8 protein-coding genes are annotated in these 12,330 nt (G+C 66.1%); 5 read left to right on the plus strand and 3 right to left on the minus strand.

The features are described from left to right. Positions 1 to 40 precede the first annotated feature (40 nt). The gene (locus F3N42_RS11445) at positions 41 to 901 is read right to left on the minus strand and encodes an energy transducer TonB (protein ID WP_150864597.1); all 861 of its coding nucleotides are present in this window, start codon (positions 899 to 901) and stop codon (positions 41 to 43) included. A 5-nt stretch (positions 902 to 906) separates the two neighbouring features. Next, positions 907 to 1,899 (minus strand): glutathione synthase, encoded by a 993-nt coding sequence (gene gshB, locus F3N42_RS11450; RefSeq protein WP_150864598.1) that lies wholly within the window; start codon positions 1,897 to 1,899, stop codon positions 907 to 909. A 305-nt stretch (positions 1,900 to 2,204) separates the two neighbouring features. Between gshB and F3N42_RS11455 the strand changes: the two genes are divergently transcribed. The 5 genes from F3N42_RS11455 to F3N42_RS11475 all read left to right on the plus strand — a co-directional run bounded on the left by F3N42_RS11455 (position 2,205) and on the right by F3N42_RS11475 (position 11,526). Next, entirely contained in the window at positions 2,205 to 2,597 is a 393-nt protein-coding gene (locus F3N42_RS11455; RefSeq protein ID WP_150864710.1) for a response regulator, read from the plus strand. A gap of 62 nt (positions 2,598 to 2,659) precedes the next feature. Beyond that, positions 2,660 to 3,202, plus strand: a complete 543-nt coding sequence (locus tag F3N42_RS11460; protein WP_191621370.1) for a chemotaxis protein CheW — start codon at positions 2,660 to 2,662, stop codon at positions 3,200 to 3,202. Then, positions 3,199 to 5,628 (plus strand): methyl-accepting chemotaxis protein, encoded by a 2,430-nt coding sequence (locus F3N42_RS11465; RefSeq protein WP_150864600.1) that lies wholly within the window; start codon positions 3,199 to 3,201, stop codon positions 5,626 to 5,628. The genes F3N42_RS11460 and F3N42_RS11465 overlap by 4 nt, the downstream gene beginning before the upstream one ends. Further along, on the plus strand, positions 5,628 to 11,075 hold the full coding sequence (locus tag F3N42_RS11470) for a response regulator (RefSeq protein WP_150864601.1): 5,448 nt from the start codon (positions 5,628 to 5,630) through the stop codon (positions 11,073 to 11,075). Before F3N42_RS11465 ends, F3N42_RS11470 begins: the two co-directional genes overlap by 1 nt. After that, positions 11,059 to 11,526 carry a chemotaxis protein CheW gene (locus F3N42_RS11475; RefSeq protein WP_150864602.1) on the plus strand — a complete coding sequence of 156 codons (468 nt, stop codon included), beginning with the start codon at positions 11,059 to 11,061 and terminating at the stop codon, positions 11,524 to 11,526. Before F3N42_RS11470 ends, F3N42_RS11475 begins: the two co-directional genes overlap by 17 nt. 12 nt (positions 11,527 to 11,538) lie before the next feature. Here F3N42_RS11475 and F3N42_RS11480 read toward each other — a convergent pair whose 3' ends face one another. Then, on the minus strand, positions 11,539 to 12,273 hold the full coding sequence (locus tag F3N42_RS11480; RefSeq protein ID WP_150864603.1) for a 16S rRNA (uracil(1498)-N(3))-methyltransferase: 735 nt from the start codon (positions 12,271 to 12,273) through the stop codon (positions 11,539 to 11,541). Positions 12,274 to 12,330: the final 57 nt, after the last annotated feature.

Genomic DNA, 12,330 nt, shown 5'->3' on the forward strand with positions numbered 1-12,330 from the left:
ATCCCTCTATATCGGGCGCGCAGCGCGCGGGTTCAAGTTCCTATTCGAAGCGGTGACCGGCGGAGAAACGCCAGGTCCGGGTAATGTGCAGCACGTCCACCTTGGCGGCGATGTCCGCCGGCAGCGGTGAGAAAGGCGCGGCCAGCCGGACGATCCGCTCGGCCGCACGGTCCAATTCGGGTATGCCGGAACTGCGCTGCACGCTGATGCTCTCGACCCCGCCGGCGGAATCAATGCCTACGGTCATCAGCAGGTCACCGGCAATGCCGCGCTGCTTCAGCTCGGTGGGGTAGTTCAGGTTGCCGACCCGTTCCACCTTGGCCACCCAGGCCGCCATGTAGGTTGCAAACTCGTATTCACGCGTGTTGGCGGAAATGAAGCGCCTACGTGGCAGCTTGGACTGCCACTCGGTGTCGCGATCATGCTCGGGCTGCATCTGCGCCACCTGCATGCTTTGCTGCATCAGCTCGGCGGCGCTGGGCATCACCGGCAAGGGCTGCTCGATATCAGTAATCTGCTGCGCCGGTCGCGCGTCGGGGGTTTCGGCGGTCACGGTTTCGCGCGACTCGGGCGATTCCTCCGGCACGACCTCTTCGCTGCTGACCGGCATCATGCCCTCGTCCACGCTGGGGATGTCGGGGCTGATCTCCTGCGACGGCTTTTCTGCCTCCTCGGACTCACCGCCACCCAGCTGCGATACCTGCGCCAGGAACTCCGCCTCGTCGGGCGCGGTTTCGCTGCGCCAGTTCACCAGCACCACGTCGAGGGTCTCGGCGGCCTTGCGCAACGGGTTGATGTCGAGAACGAAACTCACACCCAGCAGCACCAGCGCGTGTATGCCCAGCGCCAGTGCAAAGGCGATGGAAAAGCGGTCGTTGAACAGGTTTCCGGTCACAGCCATCGGCCTCAGGCCGCCGCCTCCCGCGCGGCCAGCCGCGACTCGATGGCGTCGAACAGCTGGCCGGCGATATTCAGGCCGTGCGCCGCGTCGAGTTCACGGATACAGGTGGGGCTGGTGACATTGATCTCGGTGAGCCAGTCGCCGATCACGTCCAGCCCGGCAAACAGGATGCCCCGCGCTTTCAGCTCTGGCGCCACCTGCGCGGTAATCCAGCGGTCACGGTCACTGAGCGGCACCGGCTTGCCGGTTCCGCCCTTGGCCAGGTTGCCGCGGAAGTCACCGGCGCCGGGAATCCGCGCCAGCGCGTAGGGCACCGGCTCGCCATCAACGACCAGGATGCGCTTGTCCCCCTTGTCGATCTCCGGGATGTAGGCCTGCGCCATCACCTGCTCGCGGTCGTGATCCGTGATCGCCTCCAGGATGACCTTCAGGTTCGGGTCACCGGGGTTGAGCTGGAAGATGGATTCGCCGCCCATGCCATCCAGTGGCTTCACCACCGAGCGGCCGGTGGCCTCGACAAAGGCCTGGATACGCTTCGACTCGCGGGTGATCAGGAAGGGCACACAGCATTGCGGAAAATGTGTGATGAAATATTTCTCGTTGGCATCGCGCAGGGCATTGGGACGATTCACCACCAGCACACCCGCGGCCTCGGCCAGGTCCAGCGCGTAGGTCTGGTAGACATAGTCCATGTTAAACGGCGGGTCGCGGCGCATCAGCACGGTGTCCAGCCCGTCCAGCGGTGCGTCGACCGCGTCACCCAGCGTGAACCAGTCGTCCTGGTTGTCGCGTACGGCCAGCGGCCGCATCGCCGCGTGCGCGCGGCCATCGGCCACGTAAAGGGCACCGGGCTCCATGTACTGGAGTTCATGCCCGCGGCGCTGTGCTTCGAGCAGCATCGCGAACGTCGAGTCCTTGTAGGTTTTGATCCCGGCGATGGGGTCCATGACGACCCCGACCCGGATTTTGCCGGCCGTCCCGGCAGCTGTTTCGGTCATGTCTCGCTCCCTGCGATTGCGACCTCATTATCCGCCGCGACAGGCCACGCTGCCAACCACCCAGATGCCATTCCGGGGTTTTCCCCATGGGGTCAATTAGCTATACAACATTTCTTGCAAACTGCCGCAGGCTGGAATACTGTAAATTTCGGGAGTAGACTTAGTGGTCCCCGGGTTCGTGCAGCGGATACTGCCAATCCGGGATAGGGGACACTAAATGGGGGAGATCGTGCAGCGGAAAAGCGCGAGCAACCAACAACAGGGAAGAAGACATGAACATGGAAAGCGTTCAGGTGGCTGATCACATGGCCACTGAAGAAGTCGCACCACGGCGAGAGATCTGCATTCTCTTCGTCGATGATAGTGCCACCATCCGGCGCTCTGCCGAGACCATGCTGGCCAACGAGGCCTGCCGCGTCGTCACGGCGGAAAACGGTTTTGAAGCCCTCTCGAAGATCACCCGGCATCGCCCGGACCTGATTTTCGTGGACATCATGATGCCGCGACTCGATGGCTACCAGACCACGGCCATCATCAAGAACAACGCCGAATTCCGCAACACGCCGGTCATCATGCTGACCAGCAAGGACGGCCTGTTCGACAAGGCGCGCGGCCGGGTAGTGGGCTCTGATCTCTACCTGACCAAGCCGTTCACGCGGGAAGAACTGCTTTCCGCCGTGGAACAGCACGCGGGCTGACAACGCGACTGGCGGCCACCAATGCCGCCGGACAGGTTACACGCGCACCCGGGGATCCAATGATGAGCACGGTCAACGCCTCATTCGCCAAGTTACTCGAATACGAGCTTCGGGCCCGTGGTGCCGCGCATGGCGACGAAGACGGCGGCCCCGCCAAGGGCGACTGGGCCGGCCTGGCCTTCCGAGTGGGCGGTGCGCAGATGGTCTGCGGCATGGAACGCGTATCCGAATCATTGCCCTTGCCACAGGTGACCCGCGTGCCCGGCACCAAGCCTTTCATTCTTGGGCTGGCCAACGTCCGCGGCGACCTGGTGACCATTGTGGACCTGGGTTGCTACCTCAGTGGCCAGCGCACCCGCACGTCACCGGCCACACGGGTGCTGTCGTCCACGCTGCGTGGCCGCGCCGTCGGGCTGGTGGTGGACGAAGTCTTCGGCCAGCGCAACTTCCTCGACAACGACGCCGACCCAGCGGATGTTCCGGACAGTTCTCCCCTGCATGGCCTGGTCAGGCGCGCGCATCGCGCGGGATCGGAGTCATGGCAGGAACTGGACCTGGACACCCTGTTCCGTAACCCGGACTTTCTCGACGGGGCCGCGGCATGAAGACGCTCGGACAGGCCCAGGTCGCCGCCTCGGCTCGCAGCCGCGGTTTCGGTTCGCCGAAACTGGTCATCGCGCTGGCGGTGCTCACCGTGCTGGCCGGCATCGCGGTAGGTGTTTCGACCACCCTGCTGATGAAAAACGCGGGCCACGAGCGCACCTGGACACGGCTCGCGACCGAAGTCCAGGTGGGTTCACAGAAACTCTCCAAGGCGGCCGCCGAGGCCGCCCTGGGCAATATCGATGCCATTGGCGAACTCGAGTCGACGTACGAGAAACTCGATCGCAACATGCAGGCCCTGCGCATCGGTTCCCCGGCCGGCAGCCTGCCGCCGACACCGGAAGAGGTCGGCACCGAGATGCGGGCCCTGAACAGCACCTGGACCCGGGTCAGCGACAACGCCTACGAAATCATCAACGCCGAGACCACCGTCAACGAACTGGCCTTGGCCGGCGCCAGCGTCTACAGCGCCATCCCGCAGATCCAGGCGGACACCGACCGCATGGTCCGGGAACTGGTCGAAAGCGGCGCCCCCAACCAGCAGGTCTTTGCCGGCAGCCGGCAACTGGTGCTGGCCGACCGCATGCAGCGCCGTGTCAGCCAGATCCTCCGTAACGGTGCCGACGCGGCCGGTGCGGCCGAAGAACTGCGCGCCGAGATGGGCGTATTCGCCCAGGTCCAGCGCGCCCTGCAATCCGGTAACCAGCGCATGGGCATTACCCCGGTGCGCAACCAGCAGGCGCTGGCCTCGCTGAGCCGCGTGCGCCAGGCCTTTGACGTCATGGAGCCGCAGCTCGAAGCCATCCTGGGCGCCTCGGAACGACTGCGCTCGGTGCGGCTCGCGGCCGATCACATTTTCCTCGACAGCGAGGCGGTCTACCGCCAGGCCGGCGACCTGTCACAGGCCGTCGCCGCGCTGCCGCGCACGCGGGCCTGGCCCTCGGCGCAGCTGAACACCGCCGCGCTGGTGGCGCTGATCGTGCTGGCCATTGCCCTGGTCGGCGCGGTGTTGCTGAACGCGACGCGCAAGGCGGACACGGCCACGCAGTCCAACCGCCGCACCCAGGAGGCCATCATCCGCCTGCTGGACGAACTCGGCGCACTGGCCGAAGGCGACCTGACGACACGGGCCACGGTGACCGACGAGATCACCGGCGCCATCGCCGACGCGGTCAACTTCGCCATCGAGCGCCTGCGTGAACTGGTCATCGGCATCAACCAGACTGCCTCGGAGGTCGCCGAGTCGGCCGAGTCCACGCGCACGACGACCTCGCGCCTGGCCGAGTCCGCCAATGAACAGGCCGGCCAGGTCGGCCGCGCCACCGAGAAAATCCAGGACATGTCATCGGCCTTCAACACGATGGCGAAGCGCTCGCTGGAGTCCAGCGAAACCGCGCTGAACTCGGTCACCATCGCCCATACCGGCGCCGGCAAGGTGCGCAAGACCATATCCGGCATGGACACGATCCGTGACCAGATCCAGGAAACATCCAAGCGCATCAAGCGCCTTGGCGAGTCCACCCAGGAGATCGGCGACATCGTCAGCCTGATCAAGGACATTGCCGAGCAGACCAACGTGCTGGCGCTGAATGCCGCCATCCAGGCGGCATCGGCCGGCGGCTCCGGCCAGGGCTTCGGCGTGGTGGCCGACGAGGTCCAGCAGCTGGCCGAAAGCGCCACCAACGCAACTCGCCGGATTACCGGCCTGGTCCAGACCATCCAGGCGGATACCGCCGAAGCGGTTCGCTCGATGGAAGAAACGACCAGCGAGGTGGTTAACGGCGCACGCCTGGCCCAGGACGCCGGCGCCGCGCTGTCACAGATCGAACTGGCCTCGACCGAGCTGTCGGCGCTGATCGAGGACATCGCCCGCGAGGCCGAGGCCCATTCCGGCCAGGCGCAGCGCATCTCCGAACTGATGGACGGCATCCGCGACGTGTCGGTGAAGACCTCCAAGGGCACGACGCTCACCGCTGATGCCGTATCCGACCTGGCCGACCGGGTCATGCAACTGCAGGCCAGTGTGTCCGACTTCAAGCTGCCGGAAACGGCCAGCGAGAAACCGGCAGCCACGGCGACCCCGGCCCTGGCGCCGCCGCCCGATGCCAAGGCCAGCGCGGAGCCGGACCCGGACGTTCTTGAGTACGATCCGCCGCCGAAACCGGCAGCGGCCGACAAGCCCGCCGTCGACAAGGCGGCCACCAACAAGCCGAACGTCGACAAGGCTGCGTTCCTGGACAACGCCGAGCACGCCGCCGCAGACGAACCGCCACCGTCGCTGGTCCCCCAGAAGCCGGAGAAGGCCACCAGCCCTGACGCCGCACCGGTTGTTGAGGCACCGGACTGGGACGTGGTCGAATACGACTCTGACTCTGACAACGACGGCGCTGAAGACAAGGCCGACGAATCACGCAGGGAGTCCGCCTGATGCGCGCGCGCTCACTGACACCCACGGCCCTGGGCTGGATCCGGGACGACCTGGACCGGCTGCTGGAAACCACCCGCCGGCAGGCCGAGACCATCGCCGGTAACCCACGCTCCGGCCCGGTGGTCTATGAAGGCGCCATCGACAGCGTCGAGCGGCTGGGGGAAATATTCCAGACCCTGGGCATCGACGGCGCCCGCCAGGTGACGCGGGCAATGAACAACCTGCTGCAGACTGCCGTCAGCGAAGAGGGCCGCTCCGGCCAGGGCGCCGGCGAGCACCTGCTTGATGCCATGGTCGTGCTGCCCGCCTACCTGGACCGCCTGCAGGCCGGCCATTCCGACCTGCCCATCCTGGTGCTGCCGCTGATCAACCGCCTGCGCCAGGCCCATGGCGAAGAGCCGTTATCCGAGGGCACGGTGTTCACACCGCTGCTCGACGTCGAGTTGCCGGAACTGGACTACGTGCAGAAGCCCGGCTTCGACGAACCCTTCGAGTACCTGACGGGCCGCCTGCATCGCCAGACCGAAACCGCCCTGTCGGAGTGGGAGCAATCCCCTGAACAGGAAGAACTGCTGACCGCGATCCAGGGCATCTTTGAAACCCTGCGCCACCGCGTCGACCGTTATGACCTGAAGCGGCTCTGGTGGGTCGCCACCGAAATCATCGGCGGCCTGGCGGACGGTCACGTCGACAATGATTCCCAGCTGCGTGGCCTGCTGAACCGGCTCAGCCTGCTGGTCAAGGTCATGTCCGAAAAGGGCGAGGACGGCATCGACGCCGATACCTCGACATCAGTCACCCAGGCGCTGCTGTTCCATGTCGGCAAGGCGAAACCGGGGCACGCCGGTATCGACCTGGTACGCGAGCGATTCAAGCTCGACGAACTGGCGCCGGACGAGGCGTCCATGCTGCAGGCCCAGGGTACGATCTCGGGACGCGACCGCGACATGTACCGTTCCCTGAGCGCCGCGGTCGAAGACGAACTGGTGATGGTCAAGGACGCGCTGGACCTGGAGCTACGCACCGGCCAGGTCGACCCCGACCGCCGGCGCCAGAGCCTGGAAGCGCTGAACCGCCTGGCCGACACCCTGGCCATGCTCGGCCATTCGGAAGCCGGCGAAGCCCTGGCACAGCTGGTGCCCGCATTCGAGGCCTCGGCCAGCGCCGGGCGCGAAGCGCGGGACGCAACGCTGATCAGCCTTGCCGAACAGCTCCTGCTGGTGGAGTCCTCCATGCAGGAACAGATCGAGACCCTGGGCGCGCCGGTCAACGGCCATGCCCAGGCGTCGTTCATTGCGCTGTCCGCGCACGAGCAGCGGCGTATCAAGTGCCAGCTGCTCGACCAGTGTGTCGCCAGCACCCAGCTATCGCAGGACGCGATCCGCAGGCTGCTTGATGGCGACCGGACTGCCGATGCCATTGAGCCCCTGGAACAGGTGACCGGCGCACTCCGCCTGGCGCAGGAGGGCGTTGCCGCCGAACATACGGGCAAGTTGCGCAGTGCCGTGGACAGCCTGTTCAACAACCTGCACAACGACTCACCCAGCGAAGGCACACGGCTCGAGAACATGGCCGACGCCATGGCGGCGCTGGAGCTGTACCTGGCCGCGAGCCGCGACCTGCAGCAGGACGCCGACCGCTTCCTGGCGGTGCTGAAGGCGCGCCTGGAAGCGATCAACGGCGATGAGCCGCAGCCCGCCGAAACCAGCGCCCCCGTCATCAACGTGGCCGACTTCAAGCCCGCCGAGCCGCCGCCGGAACCGGACCACGAAGCGCCCGAGACCACGATTGAAGCCGCCCACTTCGACCAGCCTGACGAAACGGCACATGACCGCGAGCCGCCAGCTGTCGAATCGCCGGTCGAAACGGCCGCGGACGCCCCAACAGAACGTGACGCGTCGCCCGCCCCGGTGGCCCAGGACACCGTGGCCCATGACGACGCCCTGCCGCCGGCCATTGACCCGGAACTTCGGGATATCTTCCTGGAAGAGTACGAAACCGTCCTGGAAACCCTGCAGCAGAACATCCCGGACTGGATGGCCGAGCTCGAAAACGCCAAGCCGTTGACCGAAATCCGCCGCGCCTTCCATACACTGAAAGGCAGCGGCCGCATGGTAGGCGCCGAGGAAGTCGGCGACTTCGCCTGGCAGATCGAGGACATGCTCAACGCGTTACTCGAGGGCCGGGTCAGCAATTTCGCCGACATCTCGATGATGGTGCGCCTGGCGCAGGCCTCGTTGCCGGCATTGCGCCAGCGCATGCTGCAACAGGCCACCGGCCTGAAGCGCGATGTCATTCGCCTGGTGGGTGAGAGCGCGCAGGGCCTGGGCCAGGGCGCCGATGCCGACTGGGCCGCGCTCAGCCGCCATTTGCCGGCTTACCTGGCGACCCTGCTGCCCGGTGGTTTCGACCCGGAAGCCGAAGCCGCCCCTGCCCGGCCAGAAGCTGGCGACCAGGGTCACGCACTGCGCGACGAACTGGCGGGGCACCTGCGTTTTATCCAGTCCTACCTCGAATCACTGTCGCGCGACCGCAGCGCCCGGGCCGATGACGAACAGCAGCAGGCCGCCGGCGCCATCGCCGACCTGCTTGCCCGCCACCCCGAAGGCCGCGACGCCGACATCGCCCGCGCACTCGCCGACCTGGTCGGCGCGCAGGCGTCCAGCGGCACGGAGTTCGCCCCGGACACCCTGTTCACGTTGGTCAGCGCCGTCGGGCAGTTGCAGAACCGGCTCGAGCGCCTCGAGGGCTTCGGTGACGATATCGACACCGACACCCAGGACGACGTCGTCCGCCAGTTGCAGCAGCTGGTACCGCAGTTCTCGCATGGCCAGGCGCCGGAAGAGAACCGCGGCTTCGACCCCGGCCGGTCCGTATTCGCCGGCGGCCCGGGCGACGACAGCATCGACTTCAACCCGCCCGAGCCAGCCCAGGCAACGACCGAGTCGCTGGACCAGGAAATCATCGGCATCTTCCTGGAAGAAGCCAACGAAGTCCTTGAGCGTGGCGATGCCGCACTGCACCAGTGGCGCAACGAGGTCACCGGCCTGCGCTGGGTGCAGAACCTGCAGCGTGAAATCCACACCTTCAAGGGTGGCGCGCGCATGGCTGGCCTGACCAGCCTGGGCGACTACACCCATGAAATGGAAACCCTGCTCGAGCGTATCGCAGAGCGGGCAACGCCGCCGACACTGGACGCCGTGCAACTGCTCGAAGAAGCCTGCGACCGCCTGCACGCCTGGGTGGAAGAGGTCACCGCCGGCAGGGTGCCGGACGCGACGTCTGAGCGGGCCGAGCTGATTGGCAGGATCGAGGCCCTCGACCACGGCGGCCAGGCCAGCGATCCGGGCCCGACCATCGCCATGACGCCTCCGGCGGCACCGACGCCGACACCAGCGCCGGCACCAGAGCCGGAGCCGCCCGTCGATACGGCCGCCACATCACTGGCCGACCTGGACGACGACCTGTCCGGGCTCGACGAGGCACTGGCCGAACTCGAATCAACGATCGAATCCACGGCCGAAAAGGCCGAACCCGTGGTCCGCGAGATGCGCGAGGCCCGGGAAGAGCCGCAGCCCGCCGCGGAAAGCGACAGCAGCGACCCGTCGCAGGCCCAGATCCGCGTATCCGCGGCGCTGCTGGACAAGCTGGTGAACGCCGCCAGCGAGGTCAGCATTTATCGCTCACGTATTGAGCAGCAGGTCACCAACCTGCGCGGCAACCTGGGCGAATTCGACAAGACCCTCGATCGCCTGCGCGAGCAGTTCCGCAAGATGGAGATCGAAACCGAGGTGCAGATCCGCTCCAACTATCCGGACGCGAGCACCTCGGGCGATAGCGATTTCGACCCGCTGGAACTGGACCAGTTTTCCACGCTGCAGCAACTCTCGCGCAGCCTGTCCGAGTCCGTTTCCGACCTGCTGAACCTGCAGGAGATGCTGGAAGAAAGCGCCCGCAACTCCGAGCAGTTGCTGCAGCGCCAGTCCCGCGTCTCGACCGAGTTGCAGGAAGGCCTGATGAAGACCCGCATGGTGCCGTTTGGCTCCATTGGTACCCGGCTGCGCCGCCTGGTCCGCTCCGCGGCCAAGGAAACCGGCAAAAAGGCCAACCTGCAGATGCGCGTGGTGGGCACCAGCGACGAGCTCGACCGCAACGTGCTGGAGCACATCACCGCGCCGCTGGAGCACATGATGCGCAATGCCATCGTGCATGGCATCGAAGCCCCGGCCGAGCGCAAGTCCGCCGGCAAGAAGGCAGACGGCGAGATCACCATCACGGTGGAATCGGAAGCCACGGAGTTCGTCATCCGCATTGCCGACGATGGCGCCGGCATCGATGTCGACGCCATCCGTGCCCGGGCCGTTGACCGCGGGCTGCTGGACCCGTCCACCGAGCCCAGCCGCGAGCAGCTATACGAGTTCATGATGGACAGTGGCTTCTCCACGTCCAGCAAGGTCACCAAGCTGGCCGGCCGTGGCGTGGGCATGGATGTTGTTAGCAGTGACATCAAGCAGATCGGCGGTTCGCTGGAGATCGACTCCGAGCGCGGCGCCGGCACGCAGTTCACCATTCGTATCCCGTTCACGCTGGCGATCATGCAGGCCATTGGCCTGGCCGCCGGCGACAACGACTACCTGCTGCCGCTGTCCAGCGTCGCCGGTGTCTCACGCATCCTGCCCGAGGAGTACCAGGCGCTGATCGAACAGGAGCAGCCCACCTACCGTTATGCCGGCCAGGAATACCCTGTGCTGGATATCGAGCCGCTGCTGGGTGAGCCGTCACGACAGGCCAGCCGCGACAACGTCACCTTGCTGATCCTCAATGCCGGCGAGCAAAAGGCCGCGCTGCGGGTGCCGCAATTGCAGCCGCACCGCGAAGTGGTCATCAAGCCGGTGGGGCCGCAGATCAGCTGCGTCCCGGGCATCCTGGGTGGCGCAATTGCCGGCGACGGCCGGGTCATCGTCATTCTCGACCCGGGCCCACTCATTCGTCACGCGCTGCTCCACGGGGTCAGCCCTGTCCCGGCGATGGAATCCATGGATGCCGATGCTGGCCGCCGCCTGGTCATGGTGATCGACGACTCCATCACCATGCGCAAGGTCACGTCGCGCGTGCTCGAGGGCAATCACTTCGAGGTGCTGACCGCCCGCGATGGCATGGACGCGCTGGAACAGTTACAGGAGCGCACGCCCGACATCATGCTCTGCGACATCGAGATGCCGCGCATGGATGGTTACGAACTGCTGGAACGCGTTCGCGCCGACACCCGCCTGCGCGATATCCCGGTCATCATGATTACTTCGCGCGCCGGCAAGAAACACCGTGAGCGCGCGGAGCGACTGGGCGCCAACGCCTACCTGACCAAGCCCTATCACGAAGACGAGCTGATCAGCGAGGTCGGTCGCCTGCTTGAACAGCACGGAGGCAACGATGCCCGAGATTCATGAAATCCGCGCGCTGCTGGCGCCCATCGAGGGCGGCGGGGTGCTCCTGCCCGGCAGCATGGTGGCCGAGGTCATCGATTTCAGCGAGCCGGAAGCCTTCAGCCGCGGCCCGGACTGGCTGCTGGGTGAGCTGCGATGGAACGGCTGGCAGGTGCCGGTCGTCGACTTCGCGCAGCTCGCCGGCACCGGCGATGCCACCGCCAACCTGGACCGCGCCCGCGTCGTGGTGGTCAAGACCCATAGCGAGACCGCCAGCGTCAACCTGGTCGGCTTCCTGATTAACGGGTTGCCGCGGATGCGCAACATCACCACCGGCAACCTGGTGGAGGATGACTCGCAGCACGAGCCTGTCGGCGGTGTTTTCAGTCGCGTGACCGTGGACGACAATGCCGCGATCATCCCGGACCTGGACACGCTGGCTTCGGATATCGAGGCCGCCGTCTACACGCGCTGAATCAGCGCCAAGCTAAGCCCCAAGGTCTCCAAACAGGGCCTGCAGCACGGCGATCGCGACCGGCCCGGCAGTTTCAGTACGCAAAACCCTGGGACCCAGGGCCACCATGTCGACTCCGGACCTGGTCATTTGCTGTGTCTCCAGGTCAGAAAACCCACCTTCAGGCCCAATGACCAGCTCAAAGCCATGACCCGCCCCGGGTAACGTGACCAGCGGCTGTTCCGCACCGGGCGCCAGGCACAGGCGCCGGCCGCGAGGCGGTTCCGGCAGCCACTCATCCAGGCCGGCGGCAGCTAGCAGTTCGGGGATATCCGCCCGGCCGCATTGTTCGCAGGCCGATATCATGACTCGCCGCCAATGCTCCGCACGCTTTTCCAGTCGCTCCGCCTCCAGGCGCACACCGGTGCGCTCGGTAAACAGCGGCCGCACGGCCGCTACGCCCAGCTCGGTCGCTTTTTGCAGGCTGAAATCCATCCGGTCACCCTTGCCCACGGCCTGCACCAGCGTAACCGCCAACGGCGATGGCCGCAGTGCCGGCAGACGCGCGCTGACCGCCACTTCGACCCGGTCCCGCCGGTTACTCAATAGTTCGGCGGCGTAGTCGGCACCGTCACCGTTAAACAGCACCAGCGGGTCCCCGGCACGTAGCTTGAGCACCCGCATCAGGTAGTGCCCGGTTTTTGCTTCCAGCGTGATCGGGCGGCCAGGCTCAAGGCGCTCATCGGTGTAAAGGCGGGAAATTCTCATGGTCGACAACCAGCTTCCTGTTCAGTAGTGAATGGCGCTCATCCGCCCCCGGCATCC

The sequence above is a fragment of the Marinihelvus fidelis genome, from assembly GCF_008725655.1.
GTDB classification, from domain to species: Bacteria; Pseudomonadota; Gammaproteobacteria; order Xanthomonadales; family SZUA-36; genus Marinihelvus; species Marinihelvus fidelis.

Coding starts and splice junctions, on each gene's coding strand:
- F3N42_RS11445 (WP_150864597.1), bottom strand. CDS start 901: ATGGCTGTGACCGGAAACCTGTTCAACGACCGCTTTTCCATCGCCTTT.
- gshB (WP_150864598.1), bottom strand. CDS start 1,899: ATGACCGAAACAGCTGCCGGGACGGCCGGCAAAATCCGGGTCGGGGTC.
- F3N42_RS11455 (WP_150864710.1), top strand. CDS start 2,205: ATGGCCACTGAAGAAGTCGCACCACGGCGAGAGATCTGCATTCTCTTC.
- F3N42_RS11460 (WP_191621370.1), top strand. CDS start 2,660: ATGAGCACGGTCAACGCCTCATTCGCCAAGTTACTCGAATACGAGCTT.
- F3N42_RS11465 (WP_150864600.1), top strand. CDS start 3,199: ATGAAGACGCTCGGACAGGCCCAGGTCGCCGCCTCGGCTCGCAGCCGC.
- F3N42_RS11470 (WP_150864601.1), top strand. CDS start 5,628: ATGCGCGCGCGCTCACTGACACCCACGGCCCTGGGCTGGATCCGGGAC.
- F3N42_RS11475 (WP_150864602.1), top strand. CDS start 11,059: ATGCCCGAGATTCATGAAATCCGCGCGCTGCTGGCGCCCATCGAGGGC.
- F3N42_RS11480 (WP_150864603.1), bottom strand. CDS start 12,273: ATGAGAATTTCCCGCCTTTACACCGATGAGCGCCTTGAGCCTGGCCGC.